19 protein-coding genes are annotated in these 17,899 nt (G+C 73.3%); 8 read left to right on the top strand and 11 right to left on the bottom strand.

Annotation, left to right across the window (positions count from 1 at the left end):
- Positions 1–164: 164 nt before the first annotated feature.
- On the bottom strand, positions 165–1,217 hold the full coding sequence (locus tag ACIBG4_RS07545) for a LacI family DNA-binding transcriptional regulator (protein ID WP_397201122.1): 1,053 nt from the start codon (positions 1,215–1,217) through the stop codon (positions 165–167).
- A gap of 163 nt (positions 1,218–1,380) precedes the next feature.
- Between ACIBG4_RS07545 and ACIBG4_RS07540 the strand changes: the two genes are divergently transcribed.
- The 4 genes from ACIBG4_RS07540 (at position 1,381) to ACIBG4_RS07525 (ending at position 5,369) form a co-directional block, all read left to right on the top strand.
- Complete coding sequence (locus tag ACIBG4_RS07540) at positions 1,381–2,328, top strand: CAP domain-containing protein (RefSeq protein WP_397201121.1); 948 nt, start codon at positions 1,381–1,383, stop codon at positions 2,326–2,328.
- 175 nt (positions 2,329–2,503) lie between these two features.
- Positions 2,504–3,247, top strand: coding sequence for a class I SAM-dependent methyltransferase (locus ACIBG4_RS07535; protein WP_310712682.1), 744 nt, complete (start codon positions 2,504–2,506; stop codon positions 3,245–3,247).
- On the top strand, positions 3,247–4,326 hold the full coding sequence (locus ACIBG4_RS07530; RefSeq protein WP_397201120.1) for an iron-containing redox enzyme family protein: 1,080 nt from the start codon (positions 3,247–3,249) through the stop codon (positions 4,324–4,326). Before ACIBG4_RS07535 ends, ACIBG4_RS07530 begins: the two co-directional genes overlap by 1 nt.
- Complete coding sequence (locus tag ACIBG4_RS07525; protein ID WP_397201119.1) at positions 4,323–5,369, top strand: glycosyltransferase; 1,047 nt, start codon at positions 4,323–4,325, stop codon at positions 5,367–5,369. Before ACIBG4_RS07530 ends, ACIBG4_RS07525 begins: the two co-directional genes overlap by 4 nt.
- On the opposite strand, the gene ACIBG4_RS07520 is transcribed toward ACIBG4_RS07525, so the two are convergent.
- Positions 5,359–5,802: a DUF4383 domain-containing protein gene (locus ACIBG4_RS07520; RefSeq protein WP_397201118.1), complete on the bottom strand. Its 444-nt coding sequence runs from the start codon at positions 5,800–5,802 to the stop codon at positions 5,359–5,361. The two genes, ACIBG4_RS07525 and ACIBG4_RS07520, sit on opposite strands and share 11 nt — an antisense overlap.
- A gap of 228 nt (positions 5,803–6,030) precedes the next feature.
- On the opposite strand from ACIBG4_RS07520, the gene ACIBG4_RS07515 reads away from it, so the two are divergent.
- Positions 6,031–7,233, top strand: coding sequence for a hypothetical protein (locus ACIBG4_RS07515; protein ID WP_397201117.1), 1,203 nt, complete (start codon positions 6,031–6,033; stop codon positions 7,231–7,233).
- A gap of 68 nt (positions 7,234–7,301) precedes the next feature.
- Here the strand turns inward: ACIBG4_RS07515 and ACIBG4_RS07510 are convergent, their stop codons facing one another.
- Positions 7,302–8,159, bottom strand: coding sequence for an SAM-dependent methyltransferase (locus ACIBG4_RS07510; RefSeq protein ID WP_397201116.1), 858 nt, complete (start codon positions 8,157–8,159; stop codon positions 7,302–7,304).
- Between the two features lie 200 nt (positions 8,160–8,359).
- Positions 8,360–9,199 (bottom strand): universal stress protein, encoded by an 840-nt coding sequence (locus tag ACIBG4_RS07505; protein WP_397201115.1) that lies wholly within the window; start codon positions 9,197–9,199, stop codon positions 8,360–8,362.
- A 193-nt stretch (positions 9,200–9,392) separates the two neighbouring features.
- On the opposite strand from ACIBG4_RS07505, the gene ACIBG4_RS07500 reads away from it, so the two are divergent.
- Positions 9,393–10,034, top strand: a complete 642-nt coding sequence (locus ACIBG4_RS07500) for a response regulator transcription factor (protein ID WP_310712669.1) — start codon at positions 9,393–9,395, stop codon at positions 10,032–10,034.
- Positions 10,035–10,147: 113 nt separating this feature from the next.
- Complete coding sequence (locus tag ACIBG4_RS07495) at positions 10,148–10,633, top strand: pyridoxamine 5'-phosphate oxidase family protein (RefSeq protein ID WP_397201114.1); 486 nt, start codon at positions 10,148–10,150, stop codon at positions 10,631–10,633.
- Here ACIBG4_RS07495 and ACIBG4_RS07490 read toward each other — a convergent pair.
- The 4 genes from ACIBG4_RS07490 to ACIBG4_RS07475 form a co-directional block, all read right to left on the bottom strand.
- Positions 10,581–12,269 (bottom strand): GAF domain-containing sensor histidine kinase, encoded by a 1,689-nt coding sequence (locus ACIBG4_RS07490; protein WP_397201113.1) that lies wholly within the window; start codon positions 12,267–12,269, stop codon positions 10,581–10,583. The genes ACIBG4_RS07495 and ACIBG4_RS07490 overlap by 53 nt on opposite strands.
- Before the next feature lie 61 nt (positions 12,270–12,330).
- Positions 12,331–13,317 carry an Acg family FMN-binding oxidoreductase gene (locus tag ACIBG4_RS07485; protein WP_310712665.1) on the bottom strand — a complete coding sequence of 329 codons (987 nt, stop codon included), beginning with the start codon at positions 13,315–13,317 and terminating at the stop codon, positions 12,331–12,333.
- Positions 13,318–13,455: 138 nt separating this feature from the next.
- Positions 13,456–14,037 (bottom strand): dihydrofolate reductase family protein, encoded by a 582-nt coding sequence (locus ACIBG4_RS07480; protein ID WP_397201112.1) that lies wholly within the window; start codon positions 14,035–14,037, stop codon positions 13,456–13,458.
- 144 nt (positions 14,038–14,181) lie between these two features.
- Positions 14,182–14,838, bottom strand: coding sequence for a CBS domain-containing protein (locus ACIBG4_RS07475; protein ID WP_397201111.1), 657 nt, complete (start codon positions 14,836–14,838; stop codon positions 14,182–14,184).
- Positions 14,839–15,054: 216 nt separating this feature from the next.
- Here ACIBG4_RS07475 and ACIBG4_RS07470 point away from each other — a divergent pair, with 216 nt between their 5' ends.
- Complete coding sequence (locus ACIBG4_RS07470; protein WP_397201110.1) at positions 15,055–15,705, top strand: pyridoxamine 5'-phosphate oxidase family protein; 651 nt, start codon at positions 15,055–15,057, stop codon at positions 15,703–15,705.
- Between the two features lie 40 nt (positions 15,706–15,745).
- Here ACIBG4_RS07470 and ACIBG4_RS07465 read toward each other — a convergent pair whose 3' ends face one another.
- The 3 genes from ACIBG4_RS07465 to narI all read right to left on the bottom strand — a co-directional run bounded on the left by ACIBG4_RS07465 (position 15,746) and on the right by narI (position 17,894).
- Positions 15,746–16,225: an HPP family protein gene (locus tag ACIBG4_RS07465; protein ID WP_397201109.1), complete on the bottom strand. Its 480-nt coding sequence runs from the start codon at positions 16,223–16,225 to the stop codon at positions 15,746–15,748.
- Entirely contained in the window at positions 16,222–17,076 is an 855-nt protein-coding gene (locus tag ACIBG4_RS07460; protein WP_397201108.1) for a universal stress protein, read from the bottom strand. Before ACIBG4_RS07460 ends, ACIBG4_RS07465 begins: the two co-directional genes overlap by 4 nt.
- 104 nt (positions 17,077–17,180) lie before the next feature.
- Positions 17,181–17,894: a respiratory nitrate reductase subunit gamma gene (narI, locus tag ACIBG4_RS07455; protein ID WP_397201244.1), complete on the bottom strand. Its 714-nt coding sequence runs from the start codon at positions 17,892–17,894 to the stop codon at positions 17,181–17,183.
- Between the last annotated feature and the right edge of the window lie 5 nt (positions 17,895–17,899).

Below are 17,899 nucleotides of genomic sequence, written 5' to 3'. Positions count from 1 at the left end.
TACCACCGCGTTTCCGAGGCCGCAGCGGCTCCGGACGCGGAGCGGCGGAGGGGAGCGGTGGAGGCGGCGGAGGGGCGGAGCGGCGGAGGCGGCGGAGGCGGCGGAGGGGTGGAGGCGGCGGACGGGGGCCGTGGTCGCGGGTCAGGGGCTGCCGGTGGCGCCGGTCAGCGGAGCGGGCGTGGCGGGGCCGTGGACTCGCGGATGATCAGGCGGGGCGGGGTCAGCGTGAGGGTCGGCTGGGGCTGGGCCAGGAGCTCGGCCACCGCGGCGCGGAAGCACGCCTTGCCCAGCCCCGCGAAGTCCATCCGCACCGTCGTCAGCGCCGGCGTCCAGAAGGCCGAGCCGGGGATGTCGTCGAAGCCGACGATGCTCACGTCCCCGGGCACGTCCCTGCCCGCGTCGTACAGGGCCCGGCGTACGCCCTGGGCGATGTCGTCGTTGCCGCACAGCACGGCCGTCACCTCCGGGTCCGCGGCCAGGCGCCGTCCGGCCTGGTAGGCGCCGGCGACGTCCCAGCCGCAGTCGATCACGTCCGGCACCGGCGCGCCCGCCTGCCGCAGCGCGTCGTGCCAGCCGGTGTGCCGGCCGCCGGAGCGGCCCTCCGAGGGGATCGCGACGTGGTGGACGGTACGGTGCCCGAGCCCGAGCAGGTGGCCGGTGGCCTCGGCGGCGGCGCCGCGATCGTCCAGGGCGATGGCGACCCGGCCCGTGTCGGGGGCGGCCGGCTCGGTGGCGGCGACCGCGGGGATGTGCCGGGGCAGCGCCTCCAGCACCGCCGCACCGGACGGGTCGAACGCGATGACCACCACGGCCCCCGCGCTGGGGTCGCTGACGTAGTCGACGGTCTGCTTGACGTCGCCGGGCGCCTCCGACTCGACCACCCGCACCCCCACGGCCATGCCCTCCACCCGGGCCGCCTCCTCGATGCCCTGCAGCGTCGAGGCGTAGCCGTACAGCATGGTGTCGGACATGACGACGGTCACGCCGTGGGCGCGGCCGAGGCCGAGGGCGCGCGCGGCGCGGTTGGGGCGGAACCCGAGCCGGTCGATGGCCGCGAGCACGGCGGCGCGGGTGTCGGCGCTCACCCGGGGCGAGTCGTTGAGGACCCGGGAGACGGTCTGGTGGGACACGCCCGCGGCGGCGGCGACGTCGCGGATGCTGGGGACGGCGCCGCCACGGGAGGCCGCGCGTGCCTCGCGCCGGGGGCTGCTGGTCACGATCACATCGTAGGCCGCCGGGCACCGCGCCGCCGACCATCCCCGCCAGTCACTTTCACCCCTTCCGTCCAGCCAATATCTGAAAGTTCAGGACACGGGTGTCAGATGCCGACAGAATGCGGAGTCCATCCAGCCTTACCGCAAAACTGGAGGGAAACCCCATATGCGTAGACCCCTAGGGGTACTCGCCGGCCTCGTCAGCGTCGCGGCCCTGTCCGCGCCCGTGGCCACCGCTCACGCCGAGTCGGCGACCCTGGCCGCCTGCCGACTGACCGTGAACCAGCCCGCCCTCACCGCCGCCGGCCGGATCCAGGCGTCCGCCGCCCGGCTGGAGTGCACCCGTCCCGGGCTGGTCCGCGTCCGCATCCTGCGCGCCGTGCCGGGAGACGACCGGGTCGTCAAGAGCGCCGCCGCGCGGGGCCGGGTCAGCCGCGTCACCGTCGCGATGCCGTGCGTGCCCGGCACCTACTACGCCACGGCCACCGACTATCGCGGCCACGCCGGCAAGTCGAAGGCGGTCAAGCTCACCTGCTCCCCCGGCGCTACCCCGACGCCCACCGCCACCTCCTCGACCAAGCCGACCCCGACGCCGACCTCGACCTCGACCTCGGCGCCGACGACGAGCACCACGCCGTCCCCGAAGCCCACCAGGACGGCCACCCCGACCCCGACCGCCACCAGGACCCCGACCCCCACCTCCACCGCGACGTCCGGCACGGTCGGCACCGCGGACGAGAACGAGGTCGTCCGGCTGACCAACGCCGAGCGGGCCAAGGGCGGCTGCCAGCCGCTCAAGCACGACCCGCAGCTGCGCAAGGCCGCGTTCGGCCACTCGGCCGACATGGCGGAGCAGGACTACTTCAGCCACACCTCCAAGGACGGCCGCAGCTTCATGGACCGCATCCGCGGCGCCGGCTTCACCGGGGGCACGGGCTGGGCGGAGAACATCGCCATGGGCCAGCCGACCCCGGCCTCGGTGGTCCAGGCGTGGATGAACAGCTCCGGCCACAAGGCCAACATCATGAACTGCAAGTACACGCTCATCGGTGTCGGCGCCGCCAAGAACTCCAAGGGCCAGATCTACTGGACCCAGGACTTCGCCGCCCGCTGACCGCCGTGTCCTCCCCTGAGGGACGGTCCTTCCCCGCGCCCGGGCCAGGGCGCGTGAACGCCCCGCGACGGACTCCCGTCGCGGGGCGTTCCCCTTTCACCGTGGCTCCGCCCGGCGTTTGCCCTGGATCGCCGAGGGCAGCATCACCTGCGGAAACGTGAGGGACGGGGGTCTCATGGCGGCAGCTTTCGACGCCTCCGCCTACGGGCGGAGCATCGCCGACATCTACGACGCCACCGCCCGGGACCTGCCGACCGAGGCCGCCGTCGAGCGGCTGTACCGGCTGGCCGGTGGCGGGCCGGTGCTGGAGTTCGGGATCGGCACGGGCCGCATCGCACTGCCCTTGGCGGCCCGCGGGCTGACAGTGGCCGGGATCGACGGGTCGCCGGAGATGGTCGCGGAGCTGAGACGCAAGCCCGGGGGCGACCACATCCCCGTGGCCGTCGGCGACTTCTCCGCCACCCAGGTCGAGGGCCGGTTCAGCCTGGTGGCCCTCACCACGAACACGATCTTCGCGCTGCCGTCCCAGGACGCGCAGGTGGAGTGCTTCCGCAACGCGGCGGGGCATCTGGAGCCGGGCGGCAGGTTCGTCGTGGAGGCGTGGGTGCCGGACCTGACCGGCTTCGCCGACGGGTCGGCGCTGCGGCTGCTGTCCCTGTCGGAGGAGGCCGTCACGGCCGAGGCGGCCCGCCTGTCGCCCGCCACGCAGATGATGCACACGACCCGCGTCCGCATGACGGCCGAGGGGCTGCGGCTGCTGCCGGCCAACCATCGCTACGCCTGGCCCGCCGAGCTGGACCTGATGGGCCGCCTGGCCGGGATGACGCTGGAGTCGCGCTGGGCGGACTGGGAGGGCACGCCGTTCGGCGACGGCAGCCGGGCGCACGTGTCGGTCTACCGGCTGACCGGGGAGTCGTGATGCGCCTGCCCCGCCCCCGCGGACCTCTGACCGCGGCCCTGTTCGCCCGCCTCGCCGCCCCGCCGCCGGACCAGGACCGCTTCCGGTGCGCGCTGCCGGGGGAGCACGATCGCTTTCCCGCCGTCCCGCACCGGCCGGCGGGCGCCGACCTGGCCGACGGCGACCTCCAGCTCGCCCTGTTCGCCTGCTACGAGCTGCACTACCAGGGCTTCGACGGCGTCGATCCGCGCTGGGAGTGGGAGCCGTCCCTGCTCGCCTTCCGGGCCGCCCTCGAACGGCGCTTCGAGCAGGCGCTTGCCGGGGCGGTGCCCCGCCCCGCGGCCGTGCCGCCCGGCGAGGTACGGGCGGCGCTGGCCGAGCTGACCGCGCCCGGCTCGGGGCCGTCGCTGTCGGCGCACCTGCGGCGCCACGCCGGGCTGGCGCAGTTCAGGGAGTTCGTGGCGCACCGGTCCATCTACCACCTCAAGGAGGCCGACCCGCACACGTGGGCGATCCCGCGGCTGCGCGGCGGCCCCAAGGCGGCACTGGTGGAGATCCAGGCCGACGAGTACGGCGGCGGCCGGAAGGAGCGCATGCACGCGGAGCTCTTCCGGGCCACCATGCGCGGTCTCGGCCTGGACGACTCCTACGGCGCCTTCCTCGGCCGGGTGCCGGGCGTCACGCTGGCGGTCTCCAACGCGATGTCGCTGTTCGGCCTGCACCGCAGGCTGCGGGGCGCGGCGGCCGGTCACCTGGCGGCGCTGGAGATGACGTCCTCGCTGCCCAACCGGCACTACGCCGACGGTCTGCGGCGGCTCGGCGGGGACGCCACGGCCGCCCGGTTCTACGACGAGCACGTGCAGGCGGACGCCGTTCACGAGCAGATCGCCGCGCACGACCTGTGCGCGGGACTGGCGGCGCAGGACCCGGCGCTGTCCGGGGACATCCTGTTCGGCGCGGCCTGCGCGCTGGAGCTGGAGCGGCTGTGGGCGGAGCACGTCATGGCGTGCTGGCGGGACGGGGCGTCGTCCCTGGACCCGCCCGTACCCCACGAACAGAGCACGGACAGCGCGGGGAGCGCGGTGGCGAGCACCGCATGACGCGCCCGACCGGCACGATCGGCCCGGCGTCGCGGCCGGCGCTCGACTACGTGCTCCCCCTGCGATGGGACGACGACTCCGGCCTGGACGAGCTGACCGGCTACGTGCGTGAGCTGTCGCGGCACGCGCGGGTGATCGTGGTGGACGGCAGCCGGGACGAGCTGTTCGAGCGGCACGCGGAGCGCTGGCGCGGGCTGGTGACGCACGTGCGCCCCGATCCCGGCCTGCGGTTCGCCAACGGCAAGGTGAACGGCGTGACGACGGGCCTGCGGCTGGCCCGCGCCCCGCACGTGGTGATCGCCGACGACGACGTCCGCTACGACGCCTCGGCGCTGGCCGGGATGGACGCCCTGCTCGCGGGGGCCGACCTGGTCAGGCCGCAGAATCACTTCGACCCGCTCCCCTGGCACGCCCGCTGGGACACCGCCCGGACGCTGCTGAACCGGGCCGTAGGCGCGGACTACCCGGGCACGTTCGGGCTGCGGCGGTCCTTCTTCTGGGAGATGGGCGGCTACGACGGCGACGTGCTGTTCGAGAACCTGGAGCTGATCCGCACCGTCCGCGCCCACGGCGGGGTGGAGTACCACGCCCCCGGCCTGTACGTGCGCCGCCTGCCGCCGGACGCCTCCCGGTTCTGGTCCCAGCGGGTCCGGCAGGCGTACGACGACCTGGCGCAGCCCGCGCGGCTGGCGGTGTTCCTGTCGGTGCTGCCGGCGGTGGCCGCCGGGCTGGCCCGGCGGCGGTTCGGCACGCTGGCCCTGGCCGCCGGGCTGGTGGTGGGCCTGGCGGAGGTGGGCCGGCACAGGGCCGGTGGCCGCCGGGTGTTCCCGTGGAGCGCGTCCCTGTTCGCCCCGGTGTGGGTGCTGGAGCGGGCCACATGTGCCTGGCTCGCGGTGGCGTCCGCGCTGGGCGGCGGAGTGCCGTACGCGGGACACCGGCTGAGGTGCGCGGCGCACAGCGTGCGATGGCTGCGGTCACGGCCTGGCCCCCGGCCGGAGGACCTCTCCCCCGGCCGGGGCGACTACGCGGACGTCACCTGGTGAGCACGCGGCGGCGCGCCAGCAGGAAGCCGAGCGCGATCATGCCGACGCCGAGGATGAAGTGCAGCCAGTCGTCGGCCGTGTTCAGCGGGACGAAGTTGGCGGCGCTGTCCTTGGCGATGAGCAGCCCGTAGATCCACAGCAGCAGGTAGATGACGCCGCCGCCGATCAGGTAGCCCCGCGCGCCGTTCCAGGTGCGGGAGAGCAGGATGCCGGCGACGCCGAAGAGCAGGTGGACGATGTTGTGCAGGATCGACACCTGGAACACACCCAGCAGCATCGCGCCTGAGTGGTGGCTGGCGAATGTCATCTCGCTGTAGTGCGTCGTGATGCCCGGGATGAAGCCGAGCACGCCGACCAGCAGGAACACCGCACCCACGATGAGGGCGGCGCGCTGGATCGGAGTGCGGTCCGCTTTGGTACTCGGGGTGTTCATGAAGAGCCTCCCGGAGTGGGCGTGGCACTGTCACCGTTCGGCTACCCTCCAGCGTCGCGCTCAGTCACCACGGCCCGGACAACCGGGATGGGCACGTCATGTGAGCGCCCCGAGCCGCCGGTCGAGGAGCGCGCGTGACCGACTGCCGACGCGGCCGTGGGGTTGCCTCCGGGGGTCCCGGGTAGGCCGGGGCGTACTCATGCGTCGACAGCGAGGGAGCTCGACCACATGACCTTCAACCCGCTGCGGGAGCGTGGCATCCCACTGGACAGGCAGGTCCGCAACTGGCGTGAGCTGAACGTCACCCCGATCGACCCCGACCACTCCGACCCCTACACCCGGTGCCGCATCATCACGATGAACGGCATCGAGGTCGAGGCGATCATGTTCAGCCACCAGCTCGCCCGGCACTGCCCGGACCTGGAGCTCAAGCAGCAGCTCGCCCGGGTCCGCTACATCGAGGCCCAGCAGCAGAAGGCGGTGAACTGGCTGCTGCCCGGTCTCGCGTCGGTGCTGGAGACCACGATCGCGTACGAGCAGGTGGCGGTGGACCTGACGGCCTGGGTGGCGCGGATGGAGCCGGACCCGTACCTGCAGCAGGCCTACCAGTTCGGCGTGCTGGAGGACTTCGACCACCTCTACCGGTACGCGAACCTGTACGAGATGATCGAGCACCGCAGGGCGGAGAAGATCGTCGACCAGCTCACCGAGGTCATGCCGGGCCGCCCGACGTACCTGCACCACCGGGACCCGGTCGACAACGTGCGCGAGCCGTACGACAGAAGCTCCACGGCGCCGCTCTCGAAGCTGCACGCGCTGACCATCATGTCGGCCGAGCAGCAGACCATGAACTTCTACATGAACGTCGGCCCCACCTACATGGAGCCGATCGCCCGCCGGCTCTACCAGGAGATCGGGCTGATCGAGGAGGAGCACGTCACCCACTACGAGTCGCTGGTCGACCCGGGCGAGAGCTGGTGGGAGATGCTGCTCAACCACGAGTACAACGAGTGCTACCTGTACCACTCGTTCATGGAGACCGAGTCGGACCCGAAGGTGAAGGCCATCTGGGAGCTCCACCTCAACATGGAGCTGGAGCACCTGCGCCTGGCCGCGGAGCTGTTCAAGCGGCACGACGGCCGGGATCCCGAGGAGGTCGTGGCGCCGGCCCTGCCCGCGCCGGTCACGTTCGAGCCGAACAAGTCGTACCTGCGTGAGCTGATCGCCACGCAGATCGACTACACCACGCTCGGCACCGGGTACGTCCAGGACGCCCACGAGCGGTTCGAGAAGATGCAGGAGGCCGTGATGGGTGGCGAGAAGCCGCCGTCGGAGGAGGTCATCCAGGAGAACACCGACAAGTCGGGCCGCGAGTACCGGCTGGAGACCGAGGGCCCGCACCCGGTGGGCAGCCTGCGCGCCGACCGCTGATCCACCCGGCCCGCCTGTTCCCGTCCGGGGCCCGATCCCGGCCGGAACGGGCGCCGGGAAGGGCGTCGTCAGTGGCGGGCGGGCTCCACGGAGTCCGGCGGGGACGTCACGCGGCCCACGGCGGCGTCGATGCGGACGGCCGGGACGCCCTCCAGCAGCGGGATCGGCGGTTCGTACTCGTCGTCGTCCGGGATCCGCCACTCGTGGACCGGCGCCAGGCCCGGACCAATGAGCTCGAACCCCTCGGCCAGCCGCAGCACCTCCTCCCGCGTGCGGAACACCGACTGCGCCGGGGTGCCGGCCGTCGCGGTGCTGAGCTGGGCGACGGCCTCCGGGGCGCTGTCGGCCATGGCGTGGGTGAGGATCAGGTGGCTGCCCGGCGCCATCCACCTGCGGAAGTCGGCGATGATCCCGGCGGGGTCCTCGCTGTCGAGGATGAAGTGCAGGATGCCGACCATGAGCACGCCGACCGGCTGCGAGAAGTCGATCAGACGGGTGACGCGCGGGTCGCCGAGAATGGCGCCGGGCTCGCGCAGGTCGGCCTGGACGGCCTCCACGCCGGGCGAGCTGGCCAGCAGCACCTCGCTGTGGAGCCGTACGACGGGGTCGTAGTCGACGTAGACGACCCGGCAGTCGGGCACGATCTCGCGGGCGACCTCGTGGACGCTGGGCGAGGTGGGGATGCCGGTGCCGAGGTCGAGGAACTGCCGCACGCCCCGCCGGGCCAGATGGCGTACGGCGCGGACAAGGAAGAGCCGGTTGGCCCGGGCGACCTGGCGCGTCTCGGGGGCGACGGCCAGCAGCTTGTCGGCGAAGGCGCGGTCCACCGCGAGGTGGTCCTTGCCGCCGAGCAGGTAGTCGTAGACGCGGGCGACACTCGGGACGCGGGGGTCGACACCGGGCGGCACACGCTCCAGCTCGCTCACGGGGGCGCCTCCTTCGATCCGAATGCCGTACGGGTCGCGTCCGGACGCCATCCTACTGCGGCCCGCCGACAGGAAGATCGTCTCTCTGGATCCCCGCCGTAATCGGCGCAAAGAGCACACAAAGCGACGGATTCTCCCCATACACGCCAGAACCCGACGAAATCAGCAGCCAGTCCCTCTGCGCGAAAGCGGGCGGGCGGTCAGGCTCGGATGCGGACGACGGCGAGGGGGCAGGGCGCGTGGTGCAGCATGCCCTGGCTCACCGAGCCGAGCACCATGCCCGTGAACGTGCCGTACCCGTGGGAGCCCACGACCAGCAGATCGGCCCCGGCGGCGGCCTGCCGGAGCACGGCGACCGGATGCCCGTGGACGACCTCCTCGACCACCGCCACCTCCGGGTAGCGCTCCCGGCGGGCGGCGAGGGCCTCCTTCAGCGCGGCCGACTCGTCCCGCTCGCTCTCCTCGTCGGCCGGGTCGAAGCCGCCGGCCCGCGGCCAGACCCAGGCGTGGACGGCCCGCAGCCTCGCCCCGTGCAGCCGCGCCTCGGCGAAGGCGACGTCGAGCACCCGGGCGGTCGCGAATGACCCGTCCACGCCCACCACCACCTCGCCGCGAGGCGTCGCCGGCAGGTCGCGGACCACGACCACGTCGCAGGGGGCGCGCCCGGCGACGCCGTACGCCACGGACCCCAGGAGCATGCCGCGCACGCCGCCGAGGCCGTGGCCGCCGATGACCAGCAGCTCGGCGCCGGCCGCCGCCTCGACCAGGGCGGCGCGGGGGTCGCCGGGCAGCAGCTCGGTCTCGACGGCGACCTTCGGCTGCTCGCGCCGGGCGCGTTCCCCGGCCGCGGCCAGCACGGTCCGGCCGCCCTCGTGCATCCACCGGGCCACCTCGGCGTACCGGCCGGGGCGGGGCTCGCACGCCCACGACGGCAGGACGTGGACGACCTTCAGCGGCACCTCCCGCAGGGCCGCCTCGGCGGCCGCCCAGCCGGTGGCCTCCAGCCCCGCCCGTGATCCGTCCACACCAGCGATGATCATGGTTCCCCCCTCAGGGCCCTCCCCCGGCCCGCGCTCGGGGTCCTTCCCGCCCGCGCCGGCCGCCACGCGAAGGGACGCGCGCAGAGGCGGACGCGACACGCGGAGGGGGCGAAAGTGTCAGTAAAGACAGGTGGCCACGATCAGGGACCTTCTGCCCTACCGGAAGCCGGAGCCGCCGGTTAGCGTCGGAGCCATGATTCGTGTGTTCCTCGTCGATGATCATGAGGTGGTCCGGCGGGGCGTGGCCGCCCTGCTGGAGTCCGAAGACGACATCGAGGTGATCGGCGAGGCCGGCACAGCCGAGTCGGCGATCGCCCGCATCCCCGCCCTCAAGCCGGACGTGGCCGTGCTGGACGTGCGCCTGCCCGACGGCAGCGGGGTGGACGTGTGCCGGGAGGTGCGCTCCCGGCTGCCGGGGCTGGCGTGCCTGATGCTCACCTCGTACGCCGACGACGACGCGCTGTTCGACGCGGTCATGGCCGGCGCGTCCGGCTACGTGCTCAAGCAGATCCACGGCTCCGACCTGGTCGGCGCGGTGCGCACGGTGGCCTCCGGGCAGTCGCTGCTCGACCCCCAGACGACCGCGACGATGCTCCGGCGGCTGCGCGACCAGGCCACCCGCCAGGACCCGCTGGCCACGCTCTCGGACCAGGAGCGCCACATCCTCGACCTCATCGGCGAGGGCCTGACCAACCGGCAGATCGGCGAGCGGCTCTTCCTCGCCGAGAAGACCGTCAAGAACTACGTGTCCAACCTGCTGGCCAAGCTCAACATGCAGCGCCGCACCCAGGCCGCCGCGCTCGCCGCCCGCCTGCGGGCCGGCAGGCGCGACTGACCCCCGCAGGCCGGCCCAGATCGGCCCAGACCGGCGTCGGTCGGCGCCGATCGGCGCCGAGGAAGGGACCTTCGACCCTAAAAGAGGCGGCTCCAGCGACTGACTCTGGAGTCATGCAGACCTTCGACACGTCCGGACTGCGGGTGCTCACACGCGAGGAGTGCCTGTGCCTGCTGTCCCGCGCACTGATCGGGCGGATCGTGTTCACCGACCGCGCCCTTCCCGCGGTGCAGCCGGTCACATTCCGCCTCGACGGGGAGAGGGTGGTGATCCGCACCAGCCCGGGCTCGAAGCTGGCCGCCGCCACGCGGCACGCCGTGGTGGCCTTCGAGGCCGACGACTTCGACGTGGACCGGCGTACGGGATGGTCGGTGACCGCCGTGGGGCACGCCCACGCCGTGCAGGACCCGGACGAGATCGAGCGGCTCTCGGAGCTGCGGCTGACCTCCTGGGCACCGGGTGAGCGCAACCACTACATCGTGGTGGAGGTGGAGCAGGTGACGGGCCGTCAGATCACCCGTGACGACGAGGTCACCGGCCCGCAGGTCATACGGGGACGCTCCAACGGAGCCGGGCGCCGCCGCCCTCCGGAGAGCTGACCTCGAAGACGCCGCCCAGGCCGGCGGCGCGTTCCTCCATGTTGCGCAGGCCGCTGCGCCGCCCGCCGTCCGCGATCCCCACCCCGTTGTCGGTGACCCTGAGCGTCAGCCGGTCGTCCGCCACCTCCACCGCCACGTCCGCCCGGGACGCCTTGGCGTGGCGCACCACGTTGGACAGCGCCTCGCGCAGCACGGCCAGCAGGTGGTCGGCGACCTCGTCGGGCACGCGATGGTCGAGCTGACCCTCCATCCGCAGGCCCGGCATGAAGCCGAGATGGCCGCGCGCCGACTCCACCAGATCGACCACGCGGGCGCGCAGGCTCGGGGCGGCCACGTCGGGAACGTTCTGCAGCGCGAAGATGGTCGAGCGGATCTGCCGGATCGTCTCGTCCAGCTCGTCGATGGCGTGCTGGAGCCGCCCCGACGCCTCGGGGCGGTCCACCAGGCGCACGGTGCTCATCAGCGTCATGGCGATGGCGAACAGCCGCTGGATGACCACGTCGTGCAGGTCCTTGGCGATGCGGTCGCGATCCTCCAGCAGCGCCAGGCGCTCGGCGTCGCGGCGCGCCTCGGCCAGCTCCAGCGCGATCGCGGCCTGCCCGCCGAACGCCTCCAGCATGCGCAGCTCCGAGGCGCTGAACGGCAGCCGCCCGGACCGCTTGGCCAGGGCGAGCACGCCGCGCACGGCCTGCCCCGCGCCCAACGGCATGAGCAGCTCGGGGCCGAAGCCCAGCGCGCGCAGCGGCGACTCGTCGTCGAGCAGGTCGCCCGCGGTGACCGCGCGGCCGCTGGTGAACACCTCTCCGGCGGCGGTGGCGGTCAGCTCGAAGCTCAGCTCCGCCGCGCCGTCCGGCAGGTCGCCCTCGACGAACTCGGGCCGCAGCGTGCGGGCGTCGTCGTTGGGCAGCAGGATCTGCACCAGGTCGGCGTCGGTCATCTGCCGGGCCCGCGCGGCCATCATGGCGAGCACCCTGCGCGGGTCCGCCCCCGACAGGAGGCTCGTGGTGACCTCGGACGACGCCTCCAGCCACGTCTCGCGCCGCCGCGACTCCTCGTACAGTCGGGCGTTCTCGATGGCGACGCCGGCGGCGGTGGCCAGCGCGATGACGATGGCCTCGTCCTCCTCGTCGAAGTCGCCGCCGCCGCGCTTCTCGGTCAGGTAGAGGTTGCCGAACACCTCGTCGCGGACCCGTACGGGCACGCCGAGGAACGTGCCCATCGGCGGATGGCCCGGCGGGAACCCGTAGGACTCGGGGTGGTCGGAGATGCGGCCGAGCCGCAGCGGCCTGGCGTCCTTGATGAGCAGGCCCAGCAGGCCGAGGCCGTGGGGCCAGTGCTCGATCCGGGCGATCTCCTCCTCGGTCAGCCCCACGGGGATGAACTGGAGCAGCGTGCTCTCCTCGCCGACGACCCCGAGCGCGCCGTAGCTGGCGTCCACCAGGTTGGTGGCGGTCTCGACGATGCGCCGCAGCACGGTCTCCAGGTCGAGGTCGCTGCCGACGGACACGACGGCCTCGAGCAGGGCGTGGACGCGGTCGCGGGTGCTCAGCACCGCGTCGAGCCGCACCTGGAGCTCGGCGAGGAGCTCGTCCAGGCGCATGTTCGGCATCAGCGGCCGGTGCTCCTCGCGCGTCATACGATCAGTTTCGCACCCCGGCGCGCGAACGCCCACTACCGGGGGCGGGCCGGTCCGGCCCTCACTGCAGCATCTCGGGCAGCGACCGGCGGACGCTCTCCTTGTCGTCGAACGTGATGCCCAGCCGCATGATCATCTGCGGGTACTCGTCGGAGCACAGCTCGTGCCTCAGGAACTCGCGCAGGTGGTACGCCTCCAGCGCCTGCGTGTGGAAGGCCGCGCTGACGCCGTGCGCGCAGGCGTGCAGCAGCACCCGCTGCAGGGCCTGCCCGGCCGCGATCCACTGCTCGCGGGTGTCGCCCGTCGTGGTGAGCAGCGCCACCTGGCCGACGGAGCTGGAGCGGCTGAGATCGGCCTGGCTGCCCCACTCGTGCCGCCAGGCGTAGTCGCGCTGCGGGAAGTCGGGGTCCGTGGGCGGCGCCGTGCGCGGGTAGCCCTCGGCGGGCACGCCGTCCCTGCGGGAGCTGCCCGGCGGGCGGGCCCAGCGGATGACCTCCAGGGTGAGGACGCGGTCCTGCGCGTGCGCGCCCTGCGCGGCCTGGGTGAGGGCGGCGAGGATGGCCACCGCGACCGGAGCGCGGACCGGGGTGAGCTTGGCCCCCTCGTCCCGCGCCTCGCGGACCAGGCCCTCCACCAGCCGCTCGGGCACCGGCAGGTCGGTGAACCCGGCCCGGTGGGTGCGCCGCCGCTCGATCTGCCGCCCCATCGCGCGCACGCGCTCGTCGGGCTCGGCCGGCTCGCCCAGGGTGATCGTGGCGATCAGCGAGGGGCGGTCGGGGTCCGGCAGGACGCGTACGACGGGCTCGACGCCTTCGCAGCGCAGCGCCGTACGGATGGTGAACAGGGCGGCGCCGCAGCTGATGAGCAGCTCGCGGCCGGAAGGATCGCCCAGGCGCAGCTTGCGGTCCACGTCGGCGCGCAGGCTGATCTCGTTCCCGGAGACGGCGAAGCTCCAGGGCTGGGTGTTGTGCACGGACGGCGCCCAGCGGGCCGCTTCGAGCGCTCCCTGGATGGCGCGCTCCCTGTGCTCTGCCGTACTGATGATCATGGCGATACCTCCCGCTGGTGATGAGACCAGCGCATCACGGGACGGGACCCGCGGGGCAGGGCCGAAGGTCCCGGAGGCGGGGGCCGTGCGCCCCCGCCGACCCGGGGCCGGCCGGACCGGCGCTGAGCGGCGCCCGGCCTACCCGGCCTCCGGCTCGGACCCGGTGGGCACGTACTGGAGCAGGACCGTGCGGCCGTCGAGCGTGCGCGTCCCGGTCAGGCGCAGGCCGGCCCGCTCCTTCCGCAGGGGCAGCAGCGGCCGGCCGCCGCCGAGCACGACCGGGTGCACCACGACGTGGTACTCGTCGATCAGGCCCAGCCGCGCCAGCTCGCCCGGCAGCCCCGAACCTCCGAGGAGCAGCAGGTCCTTGCCGGGCTGCCGCTTGAGCGCGGTGACCTCCTCGGCGAGGTTCGCGCTGACGATCCGGGTGTTCCAGCCGGCCTTGTCCAGCGTGGTCGAGAAGACGACCTTCGGCATGGCCCGCCAGATCGGGGCGAACTTCAGGTCGTGCTCGTCGTCGGAGTGCTGTTCGGCGTCGGGCCAGTAGCCGGACATGACCTCCCACACCCCGCGCCCGTACAGGAAGGTGTCGACGCGGGCGGTCAGCTCGTCGGAGAAGCCGAACAGCTCCGGCCCCACGGCCGGCCAGTCGAACTCGCCGTCGGGGCCGTCGATGTGACCGTCGAGCGAGGTGTGGACGAAGTAGAGGATCTTCCGCATGGCGCAGGCTCCTTGATGCCGGTCTGGTCGCCGTCCGGGTGTGTCACCGGCCGGCCTTTCACCGCTTGGTCGGAGCCGTCCGCGGGTTCTTGGCATGCCCGCGACCCTGTTTCCAAGATTTTTCTCGTACGCCGCCGCGGCCGGTCAGAGGAGCGGCGGCACGATGAGGACGTCCTCCTGGTCGTGCTCCACCTCGCAGACGACGTCCACCACGCCCTCGACGCCGCGGATGGTCTCCGCCAGCGCGATGGCCTGCGACCTGCGCCGACACCTGCCGCGGACGGTGACCACGCCGTCCTCGATCTCGATCGCGTACGACGCCAGGTCCGGCACCTGGTCCCTGATGCCGGCCAGCAGCTCGTCCGCCGGGCGGGTGAAGACGCGCAGCACGTCGCGCTGGTGCAGGGTGCCGACGACGCGCCCGCTGACCGGGTCGATCACGGGGAGCTGCTTGACGCGCCGGTCGCGCATGAGCCGCGCCGCGTCCCGCAGGGGCATGCCGGGGGTGACGGTGATCGCCGGAGAGCTCATGAGCTGGGCCGCCGTGACCCCGGCCGCCTTGTGGTGGTCGCGGTGCTGCCTGCGCGACTCGAACATCGAGACGCTGCGCCGCAGCGGGTCGCTCTCCTTCAGCAGCAGGTCGTCCTCCGACACCACGCCCACGGGCCGCCGGTCGGCGTCGATCACGGTGACCGCCCCGACGGCGAACCGCTTCATCGCGCCGATGATCTCGCTGAACGACGCGTCCTCCAGGACGGCGATGGCCACGCGGCCCATGACGTCCTTGACTTCCATTGCCATGGTGTCCACCTCTCTTCCTCCTCCCACGCTCCTCCCCTCCCCCGCCGCCGGGCAGCGGCGAACGTCCCGCCGCACCGGACCGAAGGTCCCCGGCGCCCCGGCCCGGCGGGCGGCGGATGTCTCAGGCGCCGGGTGGCGGGGTACCGTCCCCGGCACGGCCGCCGCGCGGACGGCGACGGGCGCCGGCTCGCGTGGTGACCGACAGGGGGGACGGCCATGACCGGCGATCTCGGACGCCGCATCATCTACTACCGCGAGCAGCGCGGGCTGACGCGCGAGCAGCTCGCCGAGCGCGCCGGGATGGCGCCCGGCTACGTCGAGTACGTCGAGCAGCATCCCGACACGATCGCCACCGGCGCGCTGACCCGGCTGGCCGGGGCCCTGGGCGTCACCTCCGGTGACCTGCTGGGCGGCGGCGCGGACCGGCCGCCGGGCCCTGGCCCCGCCCAGGCGTCACCCACGCTGGAGAAGCTCGGCCGCGACGAGTGCGTGCGCCTGATCTCGCCGGGCGGCATCGGCCGGGTGGCCTTCAGCGGTCCGGAGGGGCCGGCCGTGATGCCGGTCAACTATCGCCTGCTGGAGGGCGCCGTCCTGTTCCGCACGGCCCACGGCGGCCCGATGGACCGGGCGATGCGCACGGGTGTGAAGGGGGTGGAGGTCAAGATCGGGTTCGAGGTGGACCAGATCGACGAGGCGCGGCGCGAGGGCTGGAGCGTGCTGGTGCAGGGCCCCGCCCACCTGGTCACGGAGGAGGAGCTGCCCGGGGTCACGGGGGCGGGGGTCACACCGTGGGCGGGCGGCGAGCGCGAGCTCTACATCCGCATCGTCCCCCACCAGGTCACGGGCCGCCGCATCCACGGCCTCTGACCCTCCCCGGCCACGCCGGCACCCGGGTTCTTCCCGGCGGTCACGGCCGGGGTGGGAGGACCGGCTCCAGGCGGAACATCCCGGTGATGACCTCCCCGGGAGCGTCCGAGACGTCGGTGCGGCCGGCGACGGCGTTCAGCACGTCCCTGGTCGTGATGAGGCCGACGAGGCCGCGCGTGGACACCACGGGCACCGCGTCGCAGCCCGCGTCCACCATGAGGCCGGCGATCCGCCGCAGCGTGTCGCCGGGGCCGACCCGGGGCCGGGGCTCGCGTCCCAGCATCGAGCCGACCTGGCGTACGGACTGTTCGGACGGCCCGCCGGACCAGGAGGCGGCCAGTTGCTCGCGCGACAGGACGCCGAGCACGTGCCGCCCGTCCACGATCGGCAGGTGGTGCACGCCGGCCCGGCGCATCAACTCCCAGGCCATCAGGGGCGACTCGTCCGGCGTGATGGTGACGAGCACGCGGCTCATCACCTGCTCGGCCGTGAGGGACGCGATGTCCCGGTCGGTGGTCATGTCCGTTCCCTCCAGGTCCGCTCCTTGCGCGGCCGTACCACCGCGACGGGGCATGCCACGTGGTGCAGCACGCCGTGGCTGACGGACCCGAGCACGGCGGAGACGAACCCGCCCAGCCCGCGCGAGCCGATCACCACGAGGTCGGCGGTGAGCGCCGCCTTCATCAGGGCCGACACCGGGTGCTCGCACACCTGGTCGTCGACGATCCGTATGTCGGGGTTCTTCTCCCGCCAGGGCACGACCCGCTCGGCGGCCATGCGCACCTCCTGCTGGTACGCGTCCTGGATCAGGCCCCCGTACCCGGTGGCGTACGGGGAGTAGACCGGCATCTGCCAGGCGTAGACCACGTGCAGCTGGGCGTTGCGCGCGCGGGCCTGCTCGACGGCGTACTCCATGGCGGCCTGCGAATGCTCCGAGCCGTCGTAGCCCACCACGACCTGGCCGTGCTGGACGACGGCGGTGCCGCGCACGACCACGACCGGGCAGGCGGCGTGGCCGGCGACGGCCATGCTCACCGAGCCGAGCACCATCCCGGCGAACCCGCCGAGGCCCCGGCTGCCCAGCACCATGCTCTCCGCCAGGATCGACTCGCCGACGAGGGCGTCGATCACGCCGCCGCTCAGCATGCCGCTGCTCACGTCGGCGTCCGGCACGAGGGCCCGCGCCCGGTCGGCGGCGGTCTCCAGCATCGCGGAGCAGTACTCCGTGCTGCCCGCGGGCGGCCCCCACTGCTCGCAGACGTGTACGACGCGAAGCGCGAGCCCGCGGCGCCGCGCGTCGACGGCGGCCCATTCCAACGCCGCCGTCGCCGGCGCGGACCCGTCCACGCCGACCACGATCCGTCCGGCCATAGCCCATCGCCTCCCGTCGGGACTCTCACCTCCAGCCTGGTCGCGGCCGGGGGAAAGCGCCCGGGGAAGAAGTCACCGATGCGAGGGTCATTGGTCCCATGCGGTCAGCCGGCCCAGCCGCGGCGCGCCGGGCGCGTCCCCGCGACGTCGTCGCGGGAGCGGTAGACGATGTACGGCCGCGTCAGGTAGCCGACCGGCGCGGTGAGCATGTGCACCAGCCGGGTGAACGGCCAGATGGCGAACAGGACGAGGGCACTCAGCGCGTGCAGCCGGAACAGCGGCGGCGCGCCCGCCATCAGCTCGGGCCGCGGGCCCAGCGCGAAGATCGACCGGAACCACGGCGAGACGGTGGCGCGGTAGTCGTAGCCGCCGCCGACGGCGTTCGCCATGACCGTCGCGGCCAGGCCGAGCACGATGGTCAGGGTGAGGACGGCGTACATGAGCTTGTCGTTCCTGGTCGTGGCGGAGAAGACCGGCCCCACGGTGCGGCGGCGGTAGACGAGGATCGCCAGGCCCGCGAGGGTGCAGAGGCCGGCGACCGTGCCCAGCGCGACGGCCGTCACGTGGTAGGCCGCCTCGCTGACGCCCATCGCCTCCGTCCACGACTTGGGGATCACCAGGCCGCCGACGTGGCCGAGGATGACGACCAGGATGCCGAAGTGGAACAGCGGGCTGCCGACCCGCAGCAGCCGCGACTCGTACATCTGGGATGAGCGCGTGGTCCAGCCGAACTTGTCGTAGCGGTAGCGCCAGACGTGGCCGGCCACGAACACGGTGAGCGCGACGTACGGGAGGACCGCCCACAGCAGCAGGTCCAGCGGGC

Source organism: Nonomuraea sp. NPDC050383, from assembly GCF_044459125.1.
In the GTDB taxonomy this organism is placed as follows: domain Bacteria; phylum Actinomycetota; class Actinomycetes; order Streptosporangiales; family Streptosporangiaceae; genus Nonomuraea.
The sequence above is the reverse complement of the archived record's forward strand: the minus strand, read 5'-3'. Positions and strand labels throughout refer to the sequence as shown.

Excerpts from the sequence above, each read along its gene's own strand:
- ACIBG4_RS07465 (WP_397201109.1), bottom strand. The coding sequence starts at position 16,225 with ATGACCACCGACCGGGACATCGCGTCCCTCACGGCCGAGCAGGTGATG.
- ACIBG4_RS07530 (WP_397201120.1), top strand. The coding sequence starts at position 3,247 with ATGCGCCTGCCCCGCCCCCGCGGACCTCTGACCGCGGCCCTGTTCGCC.
- ACIBG4_RS07520 (WP_397201118.1), bottom strand. The coding sequence starts at position 5,802 with ATGAACACCCCGAGTACCAAAGCGGACCGCACTCCGATCCAGCGCGCC.
- ACIBG4_RS07535 (WP_310712682.1), top strand. The coding sequence starts at position 2,504 with ATGGCGGCAGCTTTCGACGCCTCCGCCTACGGGCGGAGCATCGCCGAC.
- ACIBG4_RS07525 (WP_397201119.1), top strand. The coding sequence starts at position 4,323 with ATGACGCGCCCGACCGGCACGATCGGCCCGGCGTCGCGGCCGGCGCTC.
- ACIBG4_RS07470 (WP_397201110.1), top strand. The coding sequence starts at position 15,055 with ATGACCGGCGATCTCGGACGCCGCATCATCTACTACCGCGAGCAGCGC.
- ACIBG4_RS07480 (WP_397201112.1), bottom strand. The coding sequence starts at position 14,037 with ATGCGGAAGATCCTCTACTTCGTCCACACCTCGCTCGACGGTCACATC.
- ACIBG4_RS07485 (WP_310712665.1), bottom strand. The coding sequence starts at position 13,317 with ATGATCATCAGTACGGCAGAGCACAGGGAGCGCGCCATCCAGGGAGCG.
- ACIBG4_RS07460 (WP_397201108.1), bottom strand. The coding sequence starts at position 17,076 with ATGGCCGGACGGATCGTGGTCGGCGTGGACGGGTCCGCGCCGGCGACG.
- ACIBG4_RS07540 (WP_397201121.1), top strand. The coding sequence starts at position 1,381 with ATGCGTAGACCCCTAGGGGTACTCGCCGGCCTCGTCAGCGTCGCGGCC.
- ACIBG4_RS07490 (WP_397201113.1), bottom strand. The coding sequence starts at position 12,269 with ATGACGCGCGAGGAGCACCGGCCGCTGATGCCGAACATGCGCCTGGAC.
- ACIBG4_RS07515 (WP_397201117.1), top strand. The coding sequence starts at position 6,031 with ATGACCTTCAACCCGCTGCGGGAGCGTGGCATCCCACTGGACAGGCAG.
- ACIBG4_RS07500 (WP_310712669.1), top strand. The coding sequence starts at position 9,393 with ATGATTCGTGTGTTCCTCGTCGATGATCATGAGGTGGTCCGGCGGGGC.
- ACIBG4_RS07495 (WP_397201114.1), top strand. The coding sequence starts at position 10,148 with ATGCAGACCTTCGACACGTCCGGACTGCGGGTGCTCACACGCGAGGAG.
- ACIBG4_RS07505 (WP_397201115.1), bottom strand. The coding sequence starts at position 9,199 with ATGATCATCGCTGGTGTGGACGGATCACGGGCGGGGCTGGAGGCCACC.
- ACIBG4_RS07475 (WP_397201111.1), bottom strand. The coding sequence starts at position 14,838 with ATGGCAATGGAAGTCAAGGACGTCATGGGCCGCGTGGCCATCGCCGTC.